Origin of the sequence: Bradyrhizobium sp. 604_D8_N2_3 (assembly GCF_051810765.1) — a bacterium.
Classification (GTDB): domain Bacteria; phylum Pseudomonadota; class Alphaproteobacteria; order Rhizobiales; family Xanthobacteraceae; genus Bradyrhizobium; species Bradyrhizobium barranii.
In genome coordinates this window covers 1,986,351-2,009,980 of the sequence record NZ_JBPWPM010000001.1, presented here as the reverse complement: position 1 = coordinate 2,009,980, position 23,630 = coordinate 1,986,351, and the positions used below count along the sequence as shown (strand labels likewise).

Annotated in this window: 20 protein-coding genes; 5 read left to right on the top strand and 15 right to left on the bottom strand. The window is 65.8% G+C overall.

The features are described from left to right. Window positions 1-63 precede the first annotated feature (63 nt). Together tcuB and tcuA are read right to left on the bottom strand one after the other, a co-directional pair. The gene (gene tcuB, locus AB7245_RS09375) at window positions 64-1,170 is read right to left on the bottom strand and encodes a tricarballylate utilization 4Fe-4S protein TcuB (RefSeq protein WP_085402165.1); all 1,107 of its coding nucleotides are present in this window, start codon (window positions 1,168-1,170) and stop codon (window positions 64-66) included. After that, the gene (gene tcuA, locus AB7245_RS09370; RefSeq protein WP_085402166.1) at window positions 1,157-2,548 is read right to left on the bottom strand and encodes an FAD-dependent tricarballylate dehydrogenase TcuA; all 1,392 of its coding nucleotides are present in this window, start codon (window positions 2,546-2,548) and stop codon (window positions 1,157-1,159) included. Before tcuA ends, tcuB begins: the two co-directional genes overlap by 14 nt. Window positions 2,549-2,698: 150 nt before the next feature. On the opposite strand from tcuA, the gene AB7245_RS09365 reads away from it, so the two are divergent. Beyond that, the gene (locus tag AB7245_RS09365) at window positions 2,699-3,382 is read left to right on the top strand and encodes a GntR family transcriptional regulator (protein ID WP_085402167.1); all 684 of its coding nucleotides are present in this window, start codon (window positions 2,699-2,701) and stop codon (window positions 3,380-3,382) included. A 10-nt stretch (window positions 3,383-3,392) separates the two neighbouring features. On the opposite strand, the gene ybaK is transcribed toward AB7245_RS09365, so the two are convergent. The 8 genes from ybaK to mobB form a co-directional block, all read right to left on the bottom strand. Then, window positions 3,393-3,866, bottom strand: a complete 474-nt coding sequence (gene ybaK, locus AB7245_RS09360) for a Cys-tRNA(Pro) deacylase (protein WP_085402168.1) — start codon at window positions 3,864-3,866, stop codon at window positions 3,393-3,395. Between the two features lie 144 nt (window positions 3,867-4,010). Continuing rightward, the gene (gene fdhF, locus AB7245_RS09355; protein WP_085402169.1) at window positions 4,011-6,779 is read right to left on the bottom strand and encodes a formate dehydrogenase subunit alpha; all 2,769 of its coding nucleotides are present in this window, start codon (window positions 6,777-6,779) and stop codon (window positions 4,011-4,013) included. Further along, window positions 6,776-8,479: an NADH-ubiquinone oxidoreductase-F iron-sulfur binding region domain-containing protein gene (locus AB7245_RS09350; protein WP_085402170.1), complete on the bottom strand. Its 1,704-nt coding sequence runs from the start codon at window positions 8,477-8,479 to the stop codon at window positions 6,776-6,778. The genes fdhF and AB7245_RS09350 overlap by 4 nt, the downstream gene beginning before the upstream one ends. A 152-nt stretch (window positions 8,480-8,631) precedes the next feature. Beyond that, window positions 8,632-8,904: a hypothetical protein gene (locus AB7245_RS09345; protein ID WP_063985265.1), complete on the bottom strand. Its 273-nt coding sequence runs from the start codon at window positions 8,902-8,904 to the stop codon at window positions 8,632-8,634. A gap of 110 nt (window positions 8,905-9,014) precedes the next feature. Next, a complete protein-coding gene (locus tag AB7245_RS09340; RefSeq protein ID WP_085402171.1) occupies window positions 9,015-10,670 on the bottom strand; it encodes an OFA family MFS transporter in 1,656 nt (551 codons plus the stop codon). A gap of 319 nt (window positions 10,671-10,989) precedes the next feature. Then, entirely contained in the window at window positions 10,990-11,253 is a 264-nt protein-coding gene (locus tag AB7245_RS09335) for a sulfurtransferase TusA family protein (protein WP_085402172.1), read from the bottom strand. A gap of 43 nt (window positions 11,254-11,296) precedes the next feature. Next, window positions 11,297-12,553: a molybdopterin molybdotransferase MoeA gene (locus tag AB7245_RS09330; RefSeq protein ID WP_085402173.1), complete on the bottom strand. Its 1,257-nt coding sequence runs from the start codon at window positions 12,551-12,553 to the stop codon at window positions 11,297-11,299. Between the two features lie 9 nt (window positions 12,554-12,562). After that, complete coding sequence (mobB, locus tag AB7245_RS09325) at window positions 12,563-13,090, bottom strand: molybdopterin-guanine dinucleotide biosynthesis protein B (RefSeq protein WP_085402174.1); 528 nt, start codon at window positions 13,088-13,090, stop codon at window positions 12,563-12,565. Window positions 13,091-13,299: 209 nt separating this feature from the next. Here mobB and fdhD point away from each other — a divergent pair, with 209 nt between their 5' ends. Both fdhD and mobA read left to right on the top strand, forming a co-directional pair. Beyond that, on the top strand, window positions 13,300-14,190 hold the full coding sequence (gene fdhD / locus AB7245_RS09320) for a formate dehydrogenase accessory sulfurtransferase FdhD (protein WP_085402175.1): 891 nt from the start codon (window positions 13,300-13,302) through the stop codon (window positions 14,188-14,190). Next, window positions 14,177-14,812, top strand: a complete 636-nt coding sequence (gene mobA, locus AB7245_RS09315) for a molybdenum cofactor guanylyltransferase MobA (protein ID WP_439034208.1) — start codon at window positions 14,177-14,179, stop codon at window positions 14,810-14,812. The genes fdhD and mobA overlap by 14 nt, the downstream gene beginning before the upstream one ends. A 33-nt stretch (window positions 14,813-14,845) precedes the next feature. Here the strand turns inward: mobA and AB7245_RS09310 are convergent, their stop codons facing one another. Genes AB7245_RS09310 through AB7245_RS09295 form a run of 4 tightly spaced genes read right to left on the bottom strand, consistent with a single transcriptional unit; the run spans window position 14,846 to window position 19,978 of the window. After that, the gene (locus tag AB7245_RS09310; protein ID WP_085402201.1) at window positions 14,846-15,976 is read right to left on the bottom strand and encodes an FAD-dependent monooxygenase; all 1,131 of its coding nucleotides are present in this window, start codon (window positions 15,974-15,976) and stop codon (window positions 14,846-14,848) included. A 45-nt stretch (window positions 15,977-16,021) separates the two neighbouring features. Continuing rightward, window positions 16,022-17,971, bottom strand: a complete 1,950-nt coding sequence (locus tag AB7245_RS09305; protein ID WP_085402176.1) for a molybdopterin biosynthesis protein — start codon at window positions 17,969-17,971, stop codon at window positions 16,022-16,024. Between the two features lie 12 nt (window positions 17,972-17,983). After that, entirely contained in the window at window positions 17,984-19,090 is a 1,107-nt protein-coding gene (locus AB7245_RS09300; protein ID WP_085402177.1) for a molybdopterin-binding protein, read from the bottom strand. Window positions 19,091-19,144: 54 nt separating this feature from the next. Further along, window positions 19,145-19,978, bottom strand: coding sequence for a substrate-binding domain-containing protein (locus AB7245_RS09295; protein ID WP_085402178.1), 834 nt, complete (start codon window positions 19,976-19,978; stop codon window positions 19,145-19,147). Between the two features lie 326 nt (window positions 19,979-20,304). Between AB7245_RS09295 and AB7245_RS09290 the strand changes: the two genes are divergently transcribed. Then, a complete protein-coding gene (locus AB7245_RS09290; RefSeq protein WP_063985273.1) occupies window positions 20,305-21,198 on the top strand; it encodes a helix-turn-helix transcriptional regulator in 894 nt (297 codons plus the stop codon). Window positions 21,199-21,296: 98 nt separating this feature from the next. Continuing rightward, entirely contained in the window at window positions 21,297-22,526 is a 1,230-nt protein-coding gene (locus AB7245_RS09285; RefSeq protein ID WP_439034207.1) for an ABC transporter substrate-binding protein, read from the top strand. Between the two features lie 125 nt (window positions 22,527-22,651). On the opposite strand, the gene AB7245_RS09280 is transcribed toward AB7245_RS09285, so the two are convergent. Next, window positions 22,652-23,629: a TAXI family TRAP transporter solute-binding subunit gene (locus tag AB7245_RS09280; RefSeq protein ID WP_085402180.1), complete on the bottom strand. Its 978-nt coding sequence runs from the start codon at window positions 23,627-23,629 to the stop codon at window positions 22,652-22,654. Between the last annotated feature and the right edge of the window lies 1 nt (window position 23,630).

The following is a 23,630-nucleotide window of genomic DNA, read 5'->3' as shown; positions in this document are numbered from 1 at the left end:
GGCTCCCTAAGCGATTCGCGCTGTGCGCGAACGGCCCAGAAATACGTCAGCCGCGCATGCCTCTCAAGAGCCGGCTTCGCTGCGCCGCTCCTGCGCATAACGCACCAGCGCCACCAAGCGATAGATGCCGTGCACGAACTTGCCATAGGGCATGGTGATGAACAGCGCGAACACCGCGCCGAGATGCAGGGCCAATAGCGGTCCCATGGCAGCGGTCTCGCGCAGGACAAGCAGCGCCATGCCGGTGAAGCCGGTCAGAAACAGCATGGCGATGAAGCCGACGTCCATGCCGTAGCGCTGCTCGTCGAGCAGTTCCGGTGCACGCCGCGTTTTCGCGACGAACAGGCCGATCGGACCGACGATGAGACCGATGCCGCCGAGTGTCCCCAGCACCACGGGCAGATCCCACCACGGATACGGCGCCTCGCGGCTCCAGAGGTAGTGATAGAGCGTCGCCACCGACGTCGCGGCGAAGCATAGCAGAAAACCGTAGAACGTCAGGTGATGGAAAAGCTTGCGCCGGTCGGTCGGCTTGTCGTCCTCGTTGTAGCAGCCGACGCCGCCACCGTGGAGATAGCGCAGCTCGCCGGCATCGCGGACAGCCTGGAAGATCGAGCCGCCGTCGGCGCGACCGCCAATGGGAGCTCCGATGTCGCGCCAGAAGGCACGCACGCTCATCACCAGCGCGAGGATCGCGTAGAGGAAGGCGGCGCTGAACAATGCGGCCATCGCGTTGTGCGGCATCAGCTTGTAGAAGGCACCAGGGCCGGTGTGCACACCGAACAACACGCTGTGGCCGTTGAGGGCCGCAAAGCCGAGGATAAAGGCGGCCATGCTGAGCGCGGCGATGACGCTGATGACGAGCCCGTTGCGGGCGAAGGCACCGGACAGCGCCTGCGGCCAGGCATAGGCCGCATAGGACTCGGCGCGCGCAACCGCAAGCGTCTTCGGAACGTTGACGTTGAACTCGTGCGGCGGCGAGAACTGACAGTCGACGTAGCAGGCGCCGCAGGAATGGCAGAGGTTTGCGAGATAGTTGAGATCTCCGTCGGAGAAGGCGCGCCGCATCTCCATGGCGGGAAATACCGCGCAAAGACCCTCGCAGTAGCGGCAGGAATTACAGACCGTCATCAGACGGTCGGCTTCGTCCAGAATTCTAGTTCCGTGCATGTTTCGCCGCTTCCCGTCCCGCGATCCGCCCGAACACGCTGCCGATGGTCATGCCCATGCCGGCCGCATAGCCCTTGCCGAGCACGTTGCCGGCCATGATCTCGCCGGCCGCGAACATGTTGGCGGACGGCTTGCCGTCAGCCATCAGCATCCGCGCCTCCTTGTTCACGCGCGTGCCGAGATAGGTGAAGGTGATGCCGGGCCGCACCGGATAGGCGAGATAAGGCGGGGTCTCGATTTTGCGTGCCCAATGCGTCTTCGGCGGCGTGATACCTTCAGTCACGCAGTCGTCCAGAATGGTGTGATCGAAGGTGCCGGGCCGCACGGCCGCGTTGAACTCGGTGACGGTCTTCTCCAGCGCAGCCGGATCGAGCTCGAGCTTGCCGGCCAGCACGGCGACGGTCTGCCCGGCGATCGGCGGGAACAGCGTCGGCATGAAGCTGGTGACGACGGTGGAATCGAAGATGATGTAGGCGATCTGGTCGGGCTGCGCCGCGACCAGCCGGCCCCAGATCGCATAGCGCTTCGGCCAGATGTCCTCACCCTCGTCGTAGAATCGCTGGGCATGCTTGTTGACGACGATGCCGAACACGACGGAGTCGTGGCGGGTGATGATGCCGCCGTCGAATTTCGGCGCACGGGCGTCGATTGCGACCGCATGGCACTGGGTGGGATCGCCGACCTCCTGCACGCCCTTGTCGAGCAGCATCTTCAGGATCGATCCGCGATTATAGGGCGTGCCGCGGATCAGGAAATTGTCCGCGGCTTCGCCCCAATATTGCTTCAGCCATTCGATGTTGGCCTCGAACCCGCCGGCAGCGGCGACCAGCGACGTCGCGCGGATCTCGGTCTCGCCCTTGATCGGCCGCTTGAGGCGCGCGGCGAGGAACATGCCGTCCTCGATCACGAGATCGGTGACCTCGGCGTCGTACTCGACATCGACGCCGAGCCGCTCGGCGGTCAGATAGAGCGCGTTCAGCATCGCGCGGCCGCCGCCGAGAAAGAAGGAGTTGGTACGGCCGAGGCTCAGCGTGCCGCCGAGCGAGGGTTGCCAGCGCACGCCCTGCTCCACGATCCAGTTCAGGATATCCTTGGACTCCCGGATCATGTGCCGGGCGAGCACCTCGTCGGTCTGGCCGCCCGTCACCAGCAGCAGATCTTGCCAGAATTCCTCTTCGGTGTAGGGACCGGTCAGGATCTCAGTCGCCGCATCATGGGCGCAGCGCATGTTGCGGGTGTGGCGGGTGTTGCCGCCGCGATAGAATTTTGGCGCGCCCTCCAGCACCAGCACCGAGGCACCGCCGCGGCGCGCCGAGATCGCCGCGCACAGTGCCGCATTGCCGCCGCCGATCACCAGCACGTCGTATTTGCTGCTCATCCCGTCTGCCCGATGCGACGAAGTTAGAGACATTCTGCCGCCGAGGACCCCGATCGACCCACGGCAGCCATTGCGTACGTTTGTATACAAAGATATACATCGGCGCGGCAAGTGCCATCTCTGCATGGGCAGGATGCGCCGTGAGGGAAGATGGCCAGGCGCGTGGCAAAGTCAGGCGGATCGATCACACGCGGCGGCGGCGTGGCACTGGGCGAAGCCGTGTTCCGCTCGCTGTGCGAGGCGCTCCAGGCCGGCAGTTACCGTGCCGGAGACCGGCTGCGCGAGGAAGAGGTCGCGCAGCGGCTCAAGGTCAGCCGCACGCCGGTCCGTGAGGCGCTTGGCCGTCTCGCGGCCCGCGGCTTCGTCGAGCCCGCCGGCGGCCGCGGACTGATCGTGCGCGACCTCGATATTTCCGAGGTGCTCGAGCTCTACGCCATGCGGGAGATCATGGAAGGTGCTGCAGCGCGCCTGGCCGCCGAGCACACCTCCACTCCCGAAGTCCACGCGCTCAGGGATATCGAGCAGGCCTTTGTCGAGGCGTCGGCGTCAGACGCTGCCGAGATGGCGCGGCTCAACCGCGCCTTCCACGAAGCCATCTGCCGCGCGGCGCGCAACCGCTATCTCGACAACGCCTCGCGCGAATTGCAGGACTGGATCGCGCTGCTGGGCCCGACCACCTTCACGGTGACGGGCCGTCCCTCGACCAGCCACGGCGAGCACCAGGCCATCATCGACGCCATCGCCGCACGCGACGGCGACAAGGCCGAGCAGCTTGCGCGGGCGCATATCCGCGAGGCGTTGCGCTGCCGGCTCAAACTGCTGCAGAAGCAGTAACGCGCGGCGCTCACGCGAGCACATCCGCGACGACCGCTTTGAGGACATCGCGCACATCGCCCGGCTTCAGCCGAACCTGCAAGCCGCGCTGGCCGCCGTTGAGATAGACCTGATCATGTGCGAGCGCGCTCTGCTCGATCACGGTGCGCACCGGCTTGCGCTGCCCGAACGGGCTGATGCCACCGACCTTGTAGCCGGTGACGCGCTCGGCCTCCGGCGGCTTCATCATCTGCGCCGACTTGCCGCTCGCGGCAGCGGCGAGCTTTTTCATGGAGACTTCCTGGTCGGACGGGACGACGACGCAGATCGGCTTGCCGTCCACCAGCGCCATCAGCGTCTTCAGCACGCGCGCGGGGTCCTCACCAAGCGCAGCGGCGGCCTGCAGGCCGATGCTCTCGGCGTCGGGATCGTAGTCGTAGGTGTGCACGGTGAAGGCAACGTCGGCGGCTGCAAGCGCGCGCGTGGCTGGGGTGACTTTGGACATGGGTCACGTTTACCACCGTCATTGCGAGGCGCGAAGCGACGAAGCAATCCAGAATCTTACCGCGGAGGTAGTCTGGATTGCTTCGCTACGCTCGCAATGACGGTGTGGGCGCGGATGCCCGCCACAGCCGTCGTCCTGGCGAAATTACTCCGCCGCGTCCCGCATCTCCGCGCGCTCGGCCCTGGCCGCGCAGAACTTGAACTCCGGGATCTTGCCGAAGGGATCAAGCGCCGGGTTGGTCAACAGGTTGGCCGCCGCCTCCGCGTAGCAGAACGGCATGAACACCATGTTCTCCGGCACGTCGCGATCGGAGCGGACCTTGACCTCGACCGCACCGCGGCGGGTCTCCAGCCGGATGAAATCGCCGGGCGCGAGCTTCTTCCGGTGCATGTCCTTCGGCGACATGAACGCGACCGCCTCCGGCTCGATCTGGTCGAGCACCTGCGCGCGGCGGGTCATCGAGCCTGTGTGCCAGTGCTCGAGCACGCGACCGGTCGAGAGCACCATCGGATATTCGGTGTCGGGCAGCTCATCCGGCGGGATGACCTTGGCCGGCACGATCTTGCCGCGGCCGCTCGCGGTCGGGAAGCCCGTGGTGAAGATAATCTCGTTGCCGGGCTTGTTCGGATCATCGGCCGGATAGGTCACGGCACCTTCGCGCACCAGCCGCTCCCAGCTGATGTTCTTGAGCGAGGGCATCAACTCCGCCATCTCGGTGTAGACGTCGCCGGGGCCGGAATAATTCCAGGGCAGGCCCATCCGCTTGCCGATCTCCTGGATGATCCAGAGATCCTGCCGCGCATCGCCCGGCGGCTTGATCACCTGGCGCGCGAGCTGCACGCGGCGATCGGTGTTGGTGAACGAGCCGTCCTTTTCGGCAAAGGCCGAGGCCGGCAGGATGACGTCGGCATGGAACGCGGTCTCGGTGACGAAGAGATCCTGCACGACGAGATGATCGAGCATGGCCAGCGCCTGGCGCGCATGCTGGAGATCGGGATCGGACATCGCGGGATTCTCGCCCTCGATATACATGCCCGTGATCTCGCCGGCATGGATCGCGTTCATGATCTCGACCACGGTCAAACCGCGGACGGGATCGAGATCCTGCTGCCACAGTTTTTCGAAATTGCCGCGCAGATCGTCGCGGCTGACCGGCTGATAATCCGGCAGGAACATCGGGATCAGGCCGGCGTCGGAGGCGCCCTGCACGTTGTTCTGGCCGCGCAGCGGATGCAGGCCGGTGCCGGGACGGCCGACCTGGCCGGTGATCAGCGCCAGCGCGATCAGGCAGCGCGCATTGTCGGTGCCGTGGACATGCTGGCTGATGCCCATGCCCCAGAAGATGATCGACGACTTTGCCCGCGCATAGGTGCGCGCAACCTCACGCAGCGTTTGCGCCGGGATGCCGCAGATCGCCTCCATCTTCTCCGGCGTGAACTCCTTGATCTTCTCCTTGAGGTCCTCAAAACCTTCGGTGTAGCCGGCGATATACTGGTCGTCGGTCAGGCCCTCGGTGATGATCGTGTTGATCATCGCATTCAGCATGGCGACGTCGGAGCCCGGCTTGAATTGCAGATGCTTGGTCGCGTGGCGCGACAGCGTCTGCCGGCGCGGATCCATCACGAACAGCTTGGCGCCATTCTGCTTGACCGCGTTCTTGATGAAGGTCGCGGCGACCGGATGGTTCACGGTCGGATTGGCGCCGATCACGATGATGACTTCGGCATCCATCGCAGCCGAGAACGGCGCCGACACCGCGCCTGAGCTCAGGCCTTCGAACAGCGCCGCCACCGACGAGGCGTGGCAGAGCCGCGTGCAATGATCGACATTGTTCGAGCCAAAACCGGTGCGCACCAGCTTCTGGAACAGATAGGCCTCTTCATTCGAGCCCTTGGCCGAGCCGAAGCCGGCCAGCGCCTTCACGCCCTTCTCATCGCGGATCCTGACGAGGCCCTTGGCCGCGATGTCGAGCGCTTCTTCCCAGCTCGCTTCGCGGAAATGCGTGAAGGGATTAGCGGGGTCGACCTGGTCGTTGGAATCCTTCTTCGCATTCGGCAGCCGCACCAGCGGCTTGGTCAGACGATGCGGATGGTGGATATAGTCGAAGCCGAAGCGGCCCTTGACGCAGAGACGATTGTGATTGGCGGGCCCGTCGCGGCCTTCCGCGTAGATCACCTTCTCGTCCTTGACCTCGTAGGTCACCTGGCAGCCGACGCCGCAGAACGGGCAGAGCGAATCCACCTTCTTGTCGGCGTAGACGACACGGGTCTGCTTCTCGTCGAGCATAACGGCCGGCATCAGCGCGCCGGTCGGGCAGGCCTGCACACATTCGCCGCAGGCGACGCAGGTGGACTCGCCCATGGGATCGTCGAAGTCGAACACGATCTTCGAGCCATGGCTGCGATACGCCATACCGATGACGTCGTTGACCTGGACCTCGCGGCAGGCACGCACGCAGAGGCCGCACTGGATGCAGGCATCGAGGTTGACACGCATCGCCGGATGGCTGGCGTCGGTCGCCCAGCGCTCGGCGGCGGGGAAGCGGCTCTCGGTGACGCCTGTGGTCTCGGCCCAATGCCAGAACTTCGAATCCGGATCGTGCGAGGTCTCGCGCGCCGGCTGGTCGGCGACGAGCAGCTCCATCACCATCTTCTGCGCGGACACCGCACGCGCGGATTCGGTCTTCACCTTCATGCCGACCGACGGTGTGCGCTTGCAGGAGGCGGCGAGCACGCGCTCGCCCTCGATCTCGACCATGCAAGCGCGGCAATTGCCGTCGGGGCGGTAGTCGGGCGCCGGCGAATAGCACAGATGCGGAATCTCGCGGCCCTGGCGTTTTGCAACTTGCCAGATCGTCTCGCCGGGTTTGGCCTCGACCTGCTTGCCGTCGAGCTCGAACGTAATTTTGGTCATTCGGCCGCTTCCTTGAACTCGTCAGGGAAATATTTGATCACGGTAGACAGCGGATTCGATGCCGCCTGTCCGAGCCCGCAGATCGAGGCATCACGCATCGCCTGGCTCAATTCTTCCAGAAGTGCGCGGTTCCAGACGGGCTTCTGCATCAGCTGCGCCGCCTTCTGGGTTCCGACACGGCACGGCGTGCACTGGCCGCAGCTCTCGTCCTCGAAGAACTTCATCAGGTTCAGCGCGGCCGCGCGCACGCTGTCCTTTTGCGACAGGATCACGATCGCGGCCGAGCCGATGAAGCAGCCGTATTTCTCCAGCGTGCCAAAATCGAGCGGGATGTCGTCCATGGACGCCGGCAGGATGCCGCCCGACGCGCCGCCCGGCAGGTACGCGTAGAACTGGTGCCCGTCGGCCATGCCGCCGCAATATTCGTCGATCAATTCGCGCACGGTGATGCCGGCGGGTGCCAGCTTCATGCCGGGGTTCTTGACGCGGCCCGAGACCGAGAAGCTGCGCAGGCCGTGACGCTCATGGCGGCCGTTGCCCTTCCACCAATCCGCGCCCTTCTCGACGATGTCGCGCACCCACCACAGCGTCTCGATGTTGTTGATCAGCGTCGGCAGGCCGAACAGGCCGACCTGAAACGGATAAGGCGGCTTGTGCCGGGGCAGCCCGCGCTTGCCCTCGATGCTTTCGAGCAGCGAGGATTCCTCGCCACAGATATAGGCGCCGGCGCCGCGGCGCATGTGCAGCGTCGGACCGCCCGGAGGAAGCTTTGCGATCTCGCGCTCGAGGATCTCGCGCGATGCCGGATATTCGTCGCGCAGATAGATGTAGACGTCGGAGGCCTGCACGACATGCGCGCCGAGCAGCATGCCTTCGATGAAGCGATGCGGATCGCTTTCGAGATAGACGCGGTCCTTGAACGTGCCAGGTTCGCCCTCGTCGCCATTGATCGCCATCAGCCGCGGGCCGGGTTCGCCCAGCACCGCGCGCCATTTCCGGCCCGTGGGGAAGCCGGCGCCGCCGAGGCCGCGCAGCGAGGCGTCGTCGAGCGCCTTCAGCAGATCGTCCTTCGGCAATTCGCCCGAGCGCACGCGATTGAGCAGCTTGTAGCCGCCGCCGGCGACATAGGCGTCGTAGTCAACGTATTCAGGCAGATGCGCGTGGGTATCGCCGGCCTTCGCGGCCGCCATCACATTAGCCACGGTCGCGTGATCGACGAAGTTGTGACCGACTTCAGCCGCCGGCGCGGTATCGCAGCGGCCGACGCAGGGCGCGCGGACGACGCGGATGCCCGGACCCGATGTGCTCTGCAGGTCGGCGAGCAGCTTGTCGCCGCCGAGCATTGCGCAGGTCAGTGAATCGCAGACGCGGATCGTCAGCGGCGCGATATCGGGCTCGCCTTCCTTCACCACGTCGAAATGCGCGTAGAAGGTCGCGGTCTCGAACACCTCGGCGAAGGCGAGCTTCATCTCGTCGGCAAGCGCGGCGAGATGAGCGGCCGAGATCTGGTGATATTTGTCCTGGATCAGGTGCAGATATTCGATCAGGAGGTCGCGCCGCCGCGGCCTGTCGCCGAGCAGCTGCTCGATCTCGTGCGCGGCGGTGGGATCGACCTGCCGCCCCTTGGGCGTGGCCTTGGCTCGCTTCCGTCCCTCGCCCGGGTGTTCGAACGAGCGGACCTCGTGCACGTCGTGACTCATCGATGCGTCTCGTATCTCTTCTTTAGAACGAGTCCAACTCTAGCCTGTGGCATACCAGATGCCAAGAGAATTCATGCGTTCCGATAAGCATTTAAGGGGCATGCAGCCGCCCGGCTCCATGCCCCTTCATCGACCCGATTTGTGGCGCGGCCTCACGTCTTGCTCATGCACTCTTCGATGTAGAACCAGCGGTCGTCGCCAGCGAGGCCCTTGGACTTCACGTCGGCGCGGCAGGCTTTGAGCTTCGGCTTGTTGGCCGCCCACTTCGCCTTCATGTCCTTCAGCTTCTGCATGGTGAGCTTGATCTTGCCCGGCTTGGCTTCGGTCGTTGCGGCAGGCGCCGCCGGCGGCGTCGTCTGCGCGGATGCGGCATGAAGGCCAGCGACAAGCAACACGGCCACAAGGCAAATTCGGGTGCGAAGCATTTCAATCCCCCTAAGTCCCACTCTTGATTAAGTCCGACTCTTGATGATGTCTAAAAGGCGAACGCCGCGGGACGCCGATGATCAGCATCCCGCGGCAGTCTCGACGGCGATCAGAAGATCTTGACCGCGCTCTCCAGCGTCTTCCAGACACCCCAAAGCAGGGGCACGCCGACGAAGGCCCAGAACAGCGCCGCCTTGACGTCAAGCCCGCCGAATCCGATGCCGTAGGAGCCGTGCGGCCCCGCGGCAGCGGCGCTGGCGCTCGCCGCTTGCAGCTTGGCGACGTCGGCGTCCTTCATGTGCCACTTCGAATCGACCGGCTTGATCAGGTAGTTGCAGATCAGGCCCGCGATCAGCATCGCGCACAGGATGTACATGGTCGTGTTGTAGAGCTGATCGCGCGGCACGCCCGCCGCGAGCTGGAACTCGCGGATGTAGTTCACCACGACGGGGCCGATGATGCCCGCGGTGGACCACGCCGTCAGCAGCCGGCCGTGGATGGCGCCGACGAACTGGGTCCCGAACATGTCGGCAAGGTAGGCCGGCACGGTGGCGAACCCGCCGCCATACATCGACAGGATGATGCCGAAGCCGAGCACGAACAGGAGCTTCGAGCCCATCGCCGCAAACGTCGGCGCCAGCGCGTAGAGCACGATGCCGAGGATGAAGAACGTGTAATAGGTGTTCTTGCGCCCAATCTTGTCCGACAGCGATGCCCAGAAGAAGCGGCCGCCGATGTTGAACAGCGACAGCAATCCGGCGAAGCCCGCGGCGATCGCGGCGATCTGCGCCTTCTGCCCGGCGTCGAGCGCGTTGAAGCCGACTTCGGGCAGGCCGATCAGCTTGCCGGCGAAGATCTCCTGGAGCATCGGCGAGGCCATGCCGATCACGCCGATGCCGGCCGACACGTTCAGGCACAGCACCCACCAGATCAGCCAGAACTGCGGCGTCTTGTGCGCGTCGTTGAGATGGACGTTGCTCTTCGAGATCATCGCGTTGGCCTTGGACGGCGGGGTCCAGCCCTCGGGCTGCCAGCCGGGCGGCGGCAAGCGATAGCGGAACGCGCCGATCATCATGAACACGAAGTAGATGACGCCCATCGCGACGAAGGTCTCCCAGACGCCGACCGAAGTCGGGGTCTTGAAGTAGTTCATCAACAGGTTCGCCAGTGGCGCGCCGATCATGGCGCCGCCGCCGAAGCCCATGATGGCCATGCCGGTCGCCATGCCGCGGCGGTCCGGAAACCACTTCACCAGCGTCGACACCGGCGAGATATAGCCAAGGCCGAGACCGATACCGCCGATCACGCCCGAGCCCAGCCACAACAGCCAGAGCTGATGGGTGTAGACCCCGATCGCACCGAGGAAGAGGCCGCCGCACCAGCACAGCGCCGAGACGAAGCCGGCCTTGCGCGGACCGACGCGCTCCAGCCAGCCGCCCCAGACCGCGGCCGCGATACCGAGCAGCACAAAAAAGAGCGTGTACATCCAGCCCATGCTGGCGACCTTCCAGTCGCAGCTGGTCGTGAACAGCTCCTGAAACAGCGACATGTCTGCGCACGCCTTCGGCGCGGTCACCCCGATCGCGCGCGACAGCGGCAGCCAGAACACCGAGAAGCCGTAGGCCATGCCGATGCAGAGATGGATGCACAGCGCAGCCGGCGGCACCAGCCAGCGATTGAAGCCGGCGGTCGCGATGGTTCGCTCGCGATCCAGAAAACCTGCGCCGGCACCCGAAAGTGTTCCAGCGCTCTCGATTGTTGCCATGTAGTCCTCCCCTGCAGTTGCCCTTCTGAGCAAGCCTGCCGCTGCAATCCTGGTCCTCAGCCCTTGCGGCGCAGCCACGGTCCCTGCTGCTCCGCACAATCATTGACGCGCGCCAGGATCGTCACGCGCATCCGAGTCGTTAACCCCTCGAGCGGGGCTCTATGCCGATACACCGTGCAGGCTTCGTGAGCTTGGCCCGTTCATCCGCGTATCGCAGACAAGACTCAACCTCCGCGCCTGCACGGAGGTTGTCAATTGGGGCAGAAGCCACGATTGATGTCGATAGACAAAAGGTAGGTATCAGTAGAGTGACCGTGCACTACGAACGCAGCGCACCATTGGTTTTCTCTATCGATCCATTGACCTTTTCTATCAAGAACACGATGCGCGCCTCGTTGCGCTCGGTGATCTCCACCGTGTCGCCCGTCTCGCGGATCAGGTTCGGAATGTCAATCACCGACAATGGGTCGGTGCAGTGCACCTCGAGCTGATCGCCCGGCTGTAACGGTTTGAGCGCCTTGCGCGTCTTCAGGGCAGGTAGCGGGCATTTCAACCCGGTGAGATCGAGCGTGGTTCTGGTCATGGGCGCAACATGGCGGGGTGAGGCGATGGCGTCAACGCGAGGTTCAGAGCAAATCCGCATAGGGCAGGAAACCCACGCTCTGGCCCGGCTCGACGCGCGTGATATCGTCGCCGAGTTCGATGAGGCCATCGGTCTCGACCAGCGACGACAGCAGGCCTGCGCCTTCGCGCGGAAACTTGACCGCTTCCAACGCACCGTCCTCTCCGCGTCGCAACGAGCTGCGAACATATTCGCGGCGGCCGATCTTCTTCTTGTAAGTGAACGCAGCGCGCACCGGAATCGGCAACAGCGGCTCCGGCAGACTGCCCGCAAGCGCCAGCACCGTCGGCCGCACCACGTGGACGAAGGTGACGAAACTGGCGACGGGATTGCCGGGCAGGCCGATCAGCGGCGTGCCGCCGATGATGCCCATCGCCACGGGACGGCCGGGCTTGATGGCCATCCGCCACAGCACCAGCGAGCCGATGCTCTCGACCGCCGCCTTGACGTGGTCCTCCTCGCCGGTCGAGACGCCGCCGGTGGTGAGGATCAGATCGTGGCTGCCCGCAACCTGCTTCAATCCATCCGCGAGCGCACTGCGTTCGTCGCGCAAGATTCCGAGGTCGGAGACCTCGCAGCCGAGCCGGCGCAGCATCGCCATCAGCATGAAGCGGTTGGAATCGAACAGCTGTGAGGCCGCGCGCGGCTCGCCGGGCGAAGCCAGCTCGTCACCGGTCGAGAACACGGCGACGCGGATGCGCCTGACGACGTCGAGCTGGGTCAGGCCGAATGCTGCAGCAAGCGCGACATGCTGCGGCCGCAGCCGCTGGCCGACCCGCAGCGCGACGTGCCCTTGCGGAATGTCCTCGCCCGCCGGGCGGACATTTGCGCCGGGCTTCAGCCCCGGCGGCAGCACGATTCTGCCGGCCTCATCGAGGCGGACGTCTTCCTGCATGAAGACGGTCTCCGCGTCAGGCGGCATCGGCGCGCCCGTGAAGATGCGCGCAGTGTGGCCTGCCTTGATCGGCGCCTGCGCAAGACCGCCGGCCTGGATGCGGCCGTCGAGCGGGAATGCCCGTTCCGCGCCTTCCGGAAGGTCGGCGTTGCGCACGGCGTAACCGTCGACGGCGGAGTTGGTGAAGGGCGGCAGCGGCAGGGGCGCCGCGATATCGCGCGCGAGCACGCGCCCATCGGCGTCAACGAGTGCCACGGTCTCGATATCGGCGATCGCATTAACGCGCGTGGTGATCAGACCAACGGCCTCGTCGACCGACATCATCGGTCCGCCGAAGGCAAAGCAATCGTCCGACAGTTGCGCCATGGTGCCTCGTCAGCGTATCGCGGCGCTTTTTGCCACCGCTTCCTCGACCGGCATCGCCGCACGCAGCAGCAACGCCGCGGCAGCCTCGATATCATCGAGATGGACGGTCGGCAGGCGGGTTTCAATGGCAATGTCGGTCGCAATCCCGACAATCCCGGGATCATCGGGAAACAGCAGCGGCTTGCCGTTGCCGGCGCGATGCACCTCGATCTTGCGGTGCGGCTCGCGCTTGAAGCCTTCGACCACGACGAGATCGACGGCCGACAGCTTGCCCAGGAGCTCCGGCAGCCGCGGTTCCTCGGCGCCGCGCAATTCATGCATCAGGGCCCAGCGGTTCGACGACGCAACCAGCACCTCGGCCGCGCCGGCCTCGCGGTGGCGCCAGGAATCCTTGCCGGGCACGTCGACGTCGAACTGGTGATGGGCATGCTTGATGACGGAGACGCGCAGGCCTTGCGCGTTGAAATGCGGGATCAGCCGCGTCAACAGCGTGGTCTTGCCCGCACCGCTCCAGCCCGCAAGGCCGATGACTTTCATGTCCGTTCGATCTCCGCCAACGGCTCGTCAGCCGATGGAACCCCTGGCCTCTCCCCGTCATTGCGAGCGCAGCGAAGCAATCCAGACTGCCACCGCGGATATAGTTCTGGATTGCTTCGCTTCGCTCGCAATGACGAACGGAGGCATTTCGTTGTCTCCACGGCATGCTTATATCGGCTTGACCCGAATGTCATGCTAACGTCGCGGCCATGATGAAGATCGACAAAGCCCCGGTGCCCCTGATCGTTCCGAACCCTGACGACCCGCGCCTGACGGAGCGCGTGACCGGCACCGACCAGACCGGCGCCAAGGTCGAGATCAAGGTGCCGATGGAACGGCCGCTGACGCTCTACCTGAATTCGCAGGAGATCGTCACCATGATGACGATCGGCGACTACCCGGAATATCTGGCGCTGGGCTATCTGCTCAACCAGAACATGCTGAAATATAATGACGAGGTCACTGAGGTCGAATACGACGACGACCTCCAGGTGGTGGTGGTGCGCACCGGGCATCACACCAATTTCGAAGCCAAGCTGAAGAAGCGCACCCAGACCTCGGGCTGCGCGCAGGGCACCGCGTTCGGCGACCTGTTAGAGGCGGTCGAGAGCGTCGCGTTGCCGAAGGCCGAGCTGCGCACCTCCTGGCTCTACCAGATGACGCAGACCATCAACACCATGCCCTCGCTTTATCTGGAGGCCGGCGCGATCCATGGCTGCGTGCTGTGCAAGGAGGGCGAGCCGCTCTGCTACACCGAGGACGTCGGCCGTCACAACGCGGTCGACAAGATCGCGGGCTGGATGTACCGCCACGGCGTCGATGCCTCCGACAAGATCCTCTACACCACGGGACGGCTGACCTCGGAAATGGTCATCAAGACCGTGCGCATGGGCATTCCGATCCTGGTGTCGCGCTCCGGCTTCACCGCCTGGGGCGTCGATCTTGCCCGCCAGGTCGGACTGACGCTGGTCGGCCGCACGCGCGGTAAGCGCTTCATCGCGCTCGCGGGCGAAGAGCGGATCGTCTACGACCAGAACCTTGCTTACGTCGAGGAGGAATCGACGAAGCACAAACGCAAGGGTGAAGGTGGTGACGACTGACTTTCCGGCAACGCAGGGCGTGCTGCTCGCAGGCGGCCTCGCACGGCGCATGGGCGGCGGCGACAAGCCGATGCGGACCATCGGCGGCCGCACCATCCTTGAGCGCGTGATCGTGCGATTGACGCCGCAATGCAGCGGATTGATCCTCAACGCGAATGGCGATCCCGCACGCTTCGCGGCGTTCGGTCTGCCCGTTGTCGCCGATGACGTACCCGGCTTCCCCGGGCCCCTCGCCGGCATCCTTGCCGCGCTCGACTGGACGGCGGCGAACCGGCCTGACATCGAATGGGTGCTGAGCGCCGCAGGCGACTGCCCGTTCCTGCCGCGCGATCTCGTGGCGCAGTTGCACGAGGCGCGGGAGCGCGAGAACGCCCAGCTCGCGGTCGCCGCATCAGGCGATCAATCACATCCGGTGATAGGTCTGTGGCGCGTCGCCTTGCGCGACGAGCTGCGTCACGCGCTGGTCGTCGAAGACCTCCGCAAGATCGACCGCTGGACCGCGCGCTATCCGCTGGCGACGGTAACGTGGCCGGCCGAGCCGCTCGATCCGTTCTTCAACGCCAACACGGTCGAGGACATCGCCGAAGCAGAGCGGCTGGCCGCGCTGGATGCGGCCTCCTGACAAGAAGCGTCGGCGCAAGCGCGAGCAGACGGTTCAAGCCGCCAGCGGCACTTCCCAGGGGTCGTAGCCGTAAACCCAGCTCGTATCGGTCCTCTCCTTGAGCCAGATGTTGGCGCGCGAGGTCTCCTGCACCCGCGTCGTGCGCACCTTGCGGGTAGCCTCGAAGCGGCGGAACGCATTGGCGACGCCGTCGCGGCCGACACCGTCGAGGCAGCGCGACAGCACGGCGGCGTCCTCGATTGCCATCGCCGCACCTTGCGCCATGTAGGGCGTCATCGGATGGCAGGCATCGCCGAGCAACGTCACCTTGCCGTCGGCCCAGTGCTCCAGCGCGTCACGGTCCATGATCGCCCATTTGTGCACGTCGGGACAGGCGGAGAGCACCCGAGTGACCTGCGGATGAAAGCCTTCGAATGATGCGCGCAGGTCGCGCACGTCGCCCCTCGCCGACCAGGACTCGATGCGAAAGTCCGGCTCGGGCTGGCTGGTGACGAGATAGACCTCGCTGCGATCAGGCTTGACGTAATAGATCACGATGTGGCGGTCCTCGCCCCACCATTTGGTGCAGTCGTCGATCCCTGCGCCGCCGAGCAGCGCGGCGGGATAGGTGGTGCGATAGGCGACGCGGCCGGTGAATTTGGCCGGCGCGGTGTCGAACAGGAGATCGCGGACCGTCGAATGGACGCCGTCCGCGCCGACCACGGCATCGGCGATGGCACGCGTACCATCGGCAAAGGTCAGCCAGACACCACCGCCGGTCTGGTCGAGACCGACGAGCTTGTGACTGAGCCGCACAAATTCGTTCGGCACCACGCTCGCCAGCGCAGCGTGGAGATCACCGCGATGGGCGAGCAGATAGGGCGCGCCGAACTTCTCTTCCGCGCTCTCGCCGAAGATCATGTCGAACTTGATGTCGCCGCTCTTCCAGTCGCGGTTGTTCCAGGAGCGTGGATAGAACGAGTGCTCGCGCATCCGCGCCTCCAGCCCCAGCGCGCGCAGCACCTTCATTGCGTTGCAGCCGATCTGGATGCCGGCGCCGATGCGGGCGAACTGGGAGGCCTGCTCGTAGACCATCACATCGATACCGACGCGCCGAAGCGCCGCGGCCGTCGCGAGCCCGCCCATGCCGGCACCGACGATCGCAACCGAAAGCGGCCTTGCCATCGCGTCCCCCACCCCGTCGCGCGGCTTGAACGCCGCGTCGTCGATCTACGCAGGCCGGAAGCCCGCCCGCTCCAGCGCCGTACGCGCCTCGTCCGAGCCGAGTGCGTCGAGAAAGGCCTGGACGGCCGACCGCTGCTTGCGCGCTGTCACCAGCGCGAAATCATAATGCTCTTCCGCGAGCGGAATGAAACCGAGACCGACCGCATGGGCGACCGGCGCAATGGTCATGCCCCAGTCGGCACGGTGCTGCGCGACAGCCGCAGCCACGGCATTGTGCGAGCGCGGCTGGTTCCAGTAACCTTCCGGGCGCGCACCGCCGAGCAGCCGGTCGATCAGGATGCGCGTGCCGGCGCCCTGGTTACGGTTGACCATGATGCAGGCGGGGTCCGCGAGCGCGGCGGCAACTGCTTCCTTCGCACCGAGCCCCTCGAAACGTTTGTCGCCCTTGCGGAACACGATGCCCTGCATCCGCCGCCAGCCCGGCACGAGCTCGAGCCCCTCAACGAGGTAAGGCGTGTTGTAGGTCTCGCTCTTGTCGTCGAACAGATGGATCGGCGCGAGATCGCATTCGCCCCGCTTCGCCGCCGCGAGTCCGCCGAGGCTGCCGACCGCGATCGAGCGCACGGTCAGCCCCGCATGCGCGAGTTGCGCCGTGACGAGATCGAGCCCGGTGCAATGGCTGCCGACGATGACGAGATCGGGCACCCGCACATGCGGCGTGAACAGCGTCACCTCGGCGTCGGTCCCTGCCGGCATCTGGTCGGCGAGCGCGTCGATGCGCAGAAAACCGTCGGCCTGCGCGAACGACGTGATCGCACCGGACCCCTTGCCGGAGGGATAGGCGATCAGGCCGTCCTTGCCGCCGACCAGCGAGACCATGACGAACTCGGTGCGGCCGAGCTCGGAGGCGATGCGCACCGGCACGGTCGCGCTTACCTTGGCATCGGAGCGTGGCGGCAGCCCGGCCATCCGACGCAGCACCGGCACGATCATGTCGTGGAAGGTGAACATCGCCGAGGTCGGGAAGCCCGGCAGGATCACCACGGGCTTGCCGTCGCACACCGCAAGGCACAGCGGCTTGCCGGGTTTAAGTGCGACGCCATGCGCGAGGATGCCAGGCTGGCCGAGCCGGCCGATGATGCGATGGGACACGTCACCCGCGCCCTTCGAGGTGCCGCCCGAGAGCACCAGCATGTCGGCGTCCGCCAGCGCGCGGCGCATGGCGGCTTCGAGTTTTGCCTCATCGTCGGGAATGGCGCCGAGGAACACCGCCTCGCCGCCATTCTCGTCGATCGCGGCAGCGACGATGGCGCCGTTGGTGTCGTAGATCGCAGCCGGCGCGAGCGCCTCGCCGGGCTGAACCAATTCGTCACCGGTGGAGATCACGGCAACACGCGGCTTACGCGCGACAGTCACCTCGGCGATGCCGCAAGCCGCCAGCATGCCGATCTCACGCGAGCCGATGATCGTGCCGGCGCGCAGCAGCGCCTCGCCGCGCGCGATGTCGGAGCCTGCGTAGGACACGAACTGTCCCGGCGAGACGGCTCGCCGGACGTCGATCGCATCGGATCCGGCAGGCTGGGTGTGCTCCACCATGACGACGGCGTCGGCGCCGCGCGGTAGCGGCCCGCCGGTTGCGATCGGCGTTGCGGTTCCTGTCGCCACTTGCAGCTTCGGCGCGGTGCCGCAGTGAATGGTCTCGCCGTTCAGCGCAAGGCGAACGGGCGCGCCTTCGCCGGCCGCGGCGAGATCGGCCGAGCGCACGGCAAAGCCGTCAACGTTGGAACGGTCGAACGGCGGAACGTCGAGGGGCGCCGTGATGTCTTCGGCCAGCGCCGCGCCGAGCGCATCGGCAAGCTTGCGCGTCTCGCTCGGGACCGCGCGCGGGAACAACGCAGCTTCAAAGCGCGCCAGCGCGTCCTCGCGCGAGAGGATCTGGAGGAACTGCTCCTGTTCGAGCGCGCTACGGTCTTGCGATTGCGGGATCATCGTCATGCCAAACCCATATCATTCCCGCATCAGATAGGCATCGACCGGCGTTCCTGCCGCAAATCCCTCGTGGCTGGCGGGAACGAGCAGCCATGCATCGGCCCGGGCAATGGCCTGAAGCGGCCATTCCCCCACCGCAAGCGGGAGCCACGCATGATGTTCCTCGGCCAGCAGGGCGATTTCGGCGATGCCGACACTGGATGCGATTTTTCGCGCAAGCGGCAAGGTCATGCGGCGGCGTAACTGCCGCGCCGACAGCCGATCGACGAGCGGCAGCACGAGCGCGAGCCAGGCGGCAAGCGCATGATCGGGCGAGCCGGGCAACGCGACGATTGGAACCGGTCCGAGCCGCCCGACCGCGGCGGTGCGTCCGGGCTGGAGCGCGAGGCCATGGGCGAGCACGTCACCATGCCGGGCCAGCGCGCTAACCGCGGCATCCCGGCGGCCTGCGCCGCTGCCGCCGACCGTCACGACGAGATCGCAGGCGAGATCGCCGAGCGCTTCCGCGATCGATGCCGCATCTCGCGCGGCAGCTTCGCGCGCTTGCACCTGCAGCCCCGCCGCGCGCGCGATCTCGGCAATCATGTGCGCCGTCACGGCCGCACCCGGCACGTTGACGATGCCCAGCCGCGGCCGCCGTACGCTCAGCTTTTCAACACCGGCGGTGCGCGCGAGCAGCAAGGCGGCAGGATGGATCAAATGCCCTTCTGCCACGGCGGGCGCCCGCCCGGCAATGTCGCTTCCGGCACGCCTGACGCCCCGTCCGGGCACGCCCTCCGCCAGCACTTGGGCGAGTGGACCCGACACCTCGACTGCGTCGGCATCGAGCACACAATCACATCCCGGCGGCATCGCGTCGCCGGCATCGACCCAAACGGGCGCCGTCGTCAGAGGCAGCGGCGAATAGGCGGACGCGCCGACAATATCGTTGGCGCAGAGCGCCCAGCCATCCGCAGCGGCGATGTCGCACGACGGACAGGCCGCAAGCAGCGGCGTCCCTGCCGCGATGCAGCCGGCGGCCTCCGCCAGGGGCAACTCGATCGTCGCGATCGGATCAACGCCTCGCAGCAACGCGGCGAGCGCAGTGTCGAGCGGCGTCAGTGCTGGCGGCAGGCGCTGGGTCATGCGCCATGATGGACCATGCATCGCCCGGTTTGGCAACCGCTGGCAACGCGAAGCTCAGCCGCCGGACTTGGCCGCATTGGGGAAGAACAGCTGCTGTCCGTCGACCTTGTAGCCGGCGATCGCCGCCTGCCCCTCCGGCGAAATCAGCCAGTCGACGAAGGTCTGCCCCAGCTCCTTCTTCACGTCCGGAAACTTTTCCGGATTCACCAGCATCGCGCCGTACTGATTGAGCAGCCGCTTGTCGCCTTCCACGACGATGTCGAGATCGCCGCGATCCTTGAAGGCGATCCAGCTGCCGCGGTCGGACAGCACATAGGCGTTCGCCGTGCGCGCCGCGTCGAGGGCTGCGTCCATCCCTTGCTTGACTTCGCGATACCATGCGCCCTTGGCAGCGGCGATATCGATGCCGGCGACGATCCAGAGCGCGAGCTCCGCGCCATGGGTGCCCGAGCGATCGCCGCGCGTCACGAACGGCGCGCCCTTGGCCTCGATCGCCTTCAGCGCGGTGGCGATGTCCTTGCCTTTCACGGCGGCGGGATCGTTCTTCGGTCCGATCAGCACATAGTCGTTGTACATCACGTCAAAACGCTTCACGCCAAAACCGTCGGCGACGAATTTCTCCTCCTGCGGCCGTGCGTGCATCAGCACGACGTCGACTTCGCCCCTGCGCGCGCCGTCGAGCACTTCATCGGCACGCCGCGCGATCACCGTCACCTCGATGCCGGTCTTCTCGCGGAAGATCGGTAGCAGATGATCGAGCAGGCCGGACTCCTGTGTCGCCGTGGTCGAGGCCAGCACGATCGCGCGGTCCTCCGCAAATGACGCCGCCACGCCCGCGGCGAGGCCGCAGAGAAGCGCGAGTGCAACGGACAGGCGGCGGACGACCATGATCGGGTTCCCATTGGCTAAGACGCGATCATGATGATGATCGATTGCGCCACACTCGTGACGCGTTTGCGCGTTGCGCTCCCCACTCGGGACATTTCGGCAATGCGGCTCGCGCGGTGCGCCCATTGCAATTGCGAGCGCGACGGCCGCAAGGCCCGCGCCACGCGGGTGCTTCAGGATCGTTCACCAAAGCAGAGATCGCGCGTGAGGATGTGTTGCAAAGCAGCGAGATGATCGGGCATGGTCCTGCCGGACGTAAATTGAAATGCAGAATTCCACCTGCGTCGAACGCCAAAAAGAAGCAAGAATTTGCATAGGAATGCAGGATGGAATTCCTGACGACCAGCGAAGCCGCCGACTACCTTCGGCTCGGCGAACGCAAGCTCTACGAACTCGTCACCACTGGCGCGATCCCCTGCACCAAGGTGACCGGGAAGTGGCTCTTCCCGCGGCACGAGCTCGACCTCTGGGTCCTGTCGGGACTGGCGCGGCCGGCCGGCATGCTGACTGCGGAGCCGCCGCCGGTCGTGGGCGGCAGCCAGGACGAGCTTTTGGACTGGAGCCTGCGTGAATCCGGCTCGGGCCTGGGATCGATGAGCGAGGGCAGCGCGCGCGGGCTCGAGCGCTTGCAACGCGACGAGGTGATGGCGGCGGCGGTGCACTTCCACAGCCTGGAGGCCGACGGCAATCTTGCTTCCGACGCCAGTGCGACGACGCTGCGTGACGCGCCTGACCTGCATGATGCGGTGCTGGTCGCATTCGTGCGCCGCGAGCAGGGTCTCGTGCTGCCGCCGGGCAATCCGAAACGCCTGCGCGGCCTCTCCGACGTGCTTGCGCTCGGTGTCAGGATGGCGATGCGACAACAGGGCACAGGCGCGCAGATGCTGCTCGACGTGCTGTTGAAGCGCGCCGGCGCCTCGACGCGCGATCTGCGCCGGATCGAGACACCGGCGCTCACCGGGCCGGATCTCGCCGAGATCGTCCGCGCGGGACAAGCCGATTGCGGAATCGCGACGCGTGCGGCGGCGCGCTCGGCCGGGCTCGATTTCGTGCCGCTGGTCTGGGAGAATTTTGATCTCGCAATGCGGCAACGCAGCTATTTCCGCCCGCCGATGCAGGCCCTGATCCGGTTCCTCAGCGAAAGACGGCTGCGACAGCGCGCCGAGGAGCTGACCGGCTACGATCCCTCGCCGGCGGGACAGATCCGCTTCGCGGCCTGACGTTGACGCCCGCCCCCAAATAGTTGCAAAAGAAACCAATTCAGCCGGGCCATACCCGGGCAACACCGGCCAACGAGCCGGATCAGGGGAGGACAAGCGTGAATCCAACGAGATTTGGACTTCCGGTCGCGGCCGGCTTTGCAGCGACGTTCTTGGCGGCGGCGCTGCTGCCGCGTACGGCGTCGGCGCAGGTTTCCGACGACATCGTCAAGATCGGCGTGCTCACCGACATGAACGGCCCCGCCTCCGCGCCGACCGGCCAGGGTTCGGTGACGGCGGCGCAGATGGCGATCGACGATTTCGGCGGCAAGGTGCTCGGCAAGCCGATCAGCATCGTGATCGGCGACCACCAGCTCAAGGCCGATATCGGCGGCGGCATCGCGCGGCGCTGGTACGATGTCGACCAGGTCGACCTGATCGTCGACGTGCCGGTTTCCGCGGTCGGGCTCGCGGTGCAGAACGTCGCCAACGAGAAGAAGCGGCTGTTCATCACCCACTCCACCGGCACGGCGGATTTCCACGGCAAGTTCTGCTCGCCCTACGCGATCCAGTGGGTGTTCGACACCCGCGCACTCGCGGTCGGCACTGCGGATGCGGTGGTGAAGCGCGGCGGCGACAGCTGGTTCTTCATCACCGACGACTACGCCTTCGGCCATTCGCTGGAGCGCGACGCCTCCAGCGTCGTCACCGCCAATGGCGGCAAGGTGCTGGGCTCGGTGCGGCCGCCGCTGGCAACCCCCGACCTCTCCTCCTTCGTGCTGCAGGCGCAGGCCTCCAAGGCCAAGATCATCGGCATTGCCGCCGGTCCCCCGAACAACATGAACGAGATCAAGACCGGCTCGGAGTTCGGCGTGTTCAAGAGCGGCCAGCAGATGGCGGCGCTGCTGGCGCTGATCACCGACATCCACGGCCTCGGCCTGCAGGCGGCGCAAGGGCTGTTGCTGACCACGTCGTTCTACTGGGACATGGATGACAAGACCCGCGAATGGTCGAAGCGCTATTTCGCCAAGATGAACAAGATGCCGTCGATGTGGCAGGCCGGCGTCTATTCGAGCGTGATGCACTATCTCAACGCCATCAAGGAGACCGGCACCGACGATCCGCTCAAGGTCGCGGCCAAGATGCGGGAAAAACCGATCGAGGATTTCTTCGCCCGCAACGGCAAACTGCGCGAGGACAATCTGATGGTGCACGATCTCTGGCTGGTGCAGGTGAAGACGCCGGAGGAGAGCAAATATCCGTGGGACTATTACAAGATCCTCACGACCATCTCGGGCGACAAGGCGTTTGGCCCACCGGACCCGGCGTGTCCGCTGGTGAAGAAGTGATGCTGTAGCGAGAGGTCGTCGTCATGGCCGGGCTTGTCCCGGCCATCCACGATCTTTCGTACGGCGCCAAGAACGTGGATGCCCGGGACAAGCCCGGGCACGACGATTGTCGATGCAGTCGCGTCCTATTTCATGACACCGATTTCGCGGAAGTATTTTTTCACGCCCGGATGGATCAGCTCCGGCTTCGGCGCTGCCGCGACCGTGTTCGACGCCGTGGTCTCGCAGGCCTGCGCGAGCTGCTTGCAGAACGTCGCCTCGGCGCCGTGCAGCGTCTTCGCGAGACGATAGGCGACGTCATCGGGCAGGTCTTCGCGCGTGAGGACGAAACTCCACGAGCCGAGCGAGGCGATCGGCTCGGCCTGCTTCGGATAGGAGCCGGCCGGCACGGTGAGCGGCTTCAGGAACGCATGCTTGGCGCGAATGCGCGTGATCTCCTCAGCGGTCGGCGCAATGAAGCGCGCGCCTGACGCACTCGATGCCACCGCGGCAAAGCCGGGCCAGCCGATGCCGGCACCCCACAACGCGACGACGCGGCCATCCTCGACCATCGCGGGGCCATCGCCGGCGCGGTCGAGATAGATCGCCTTGAAATCCTCGTCCTGCTTCAGGCCGAGGCCATCGAGCACGTAGCGCGCCAGGATCGGCAGGCCCGAACCTTTGGCGCCGAACGCGACGGGCTGGCCGACGAGATCGCGAATGGTCTTGTACGGACTGTCCGCCCGCACCACGAACATGCCGGGGTTGGAATAGATCGCGGTGAGTATCTTCAACCGCACAGGCGCGCGGCCGATGCCGGCAAAGGCCTCGTAGGCCGGCTCGCCCGCGACCAGCGCGAGATCGAGCTCGCCCTTCTCCAGCAGCGGAATGTTCTCGTTGCTGCCCTTGGTGTTGCGGGGCGCGATGGTGATTTGCGGATCGGCCGCGTTCATCGCTTCCGCAAAGGCATTGCCATAGAGCGGAAAGCCGCCGCCGGGCGTCGCGGTGCCCAGGCTGAGTGTCGTGGTCGGAATGGCCTTGCCTCCGGTTTGAGCAGCGGCGGGGCTTGCGAGTGGATTTGCGAGCAGCGCCGCGCCGAGAAGGATTGTGATTGCGAATCTCATG

Coding starts and splice junctions, on each gene's coding strand:
- fdhF (WP_085402169.1), bottom strand. CDS start 6,779: ATGACCAAAATTACGTTCGAGCTCGACGGCAAGCAGGTCGAGGCCAAA.
- AB7245_RS09350 (WP_085402170.1), bottom strand. CDS start 8,479: ATGAGTCACGACGTGCACGAGGTCCGCTCGTTCGAACACCCGGGCGAG.
- AB7245_RS09280 (WP_085402180.1), bottom strand. CDS start 23,629: ATGAGATTCGCAATCACAATCCTTCTCGGCGCGGCGCTGCTCGCAAAT.
- AB7245_RS09365 (WP_085402167.1), top strand. CDS start 2,699: ATGGCCAGGCGCGTGGCAAAGTCAGGCGGATCGATCACACGCGGCGGC.
- AB7245_RS09305 (WP_085402176.1), bottom strand. CDS start 17,971: ATGACGATGATCCCGCAATCGCAAGACCGTAGCGCGCTCGAACAGGAG.
- AB7245_RS09295 (WP_085402178.1), bottom strand. CDS start 19,978: ATGGTCGTCCGCCGCCTGTCCGTTGCACTCGCGCTTCTCTGCGGCCTC.
- fdhD (WP_085402175.1), top strand. CDS start 13,300: ATGATGAAGATCGACAAAGCCCCGGTGCCCCTGATCGTTCCGAACCCT.
- AB7245_RS09300 (WP_085402177.1), bottom strand. CDS start 19,090: ATGACCCAGCGCCTGCCGCCAGCACTGACGCCGCTCGACACTGCGCTC.
- AB7245_RS09345 (WP_063985265.1), bottom strand. CDS start 8,904: ATGCTTCGCACCCGAATTTGCCTTGTGGCCGTGTTGCTTGTCGCTGGC.
- AB7245_RS09290 (WP_063985273.1), top strand. CDS start 20,305: ATGGAATTCCTGACGACCAGCGAAGCCGCCGACTACCTTCGGCTCGGC.
- tcuA (WP_085402166.1), bottom strand. CDS start 2,548: ATGAGCAGCAAATACGACGTGCTGGTGATCGGCGGCGGCAATGCGGCA.
- AB7245_RS09340 (WP_085402171.1), bottom strand. CDS start 10,670: ATGGCAACAATCGAGAGCGCTGGAACACTTTCGGGTGCCGGCGCAGGT.
- AB7245_RS09335 (WP_085402172.1), bottom strand. CDS start 11,253: ATGACCAGAACCACGCTCGATCTCACCGGGTTGAAATGCCCGCTACCT.
- AB7245_RS09330 (WP_085402173.1), bottom strand. CDS start 12,553: ATGGCGCAACTGTCGGACGATTGCTTTGCCTTCGGCGGACCGATGATG.
- tcuB (WP_085402165.1), bottom strand. CDS start 1,170: ATGCACGGAACTAGAATTCTGGACGAAGCCGACCGTCTGATGACGGTC.
- AB7245_RS09310 (WP_085402201.1), bottom strand. CDS start 15,976: ATGGCAAGGCCGCTTTCGGTTGCGATCGTCGGTGCCGGCATGGGCGGG.
- mobB (WP_085402174.1), bottom strand. CDS start 13,090: ATGAAAGTCATCGGCCTTGCGGGCTGGAGCGGTGCGGGCAAGACCACG.
- ybaK (WP_085402168.1), bottom strand. CDS start 3,866: ATGTCCAAAGTCACCCCAGCCACGCGCGCGCTTGCAGCCGCCGACGTT.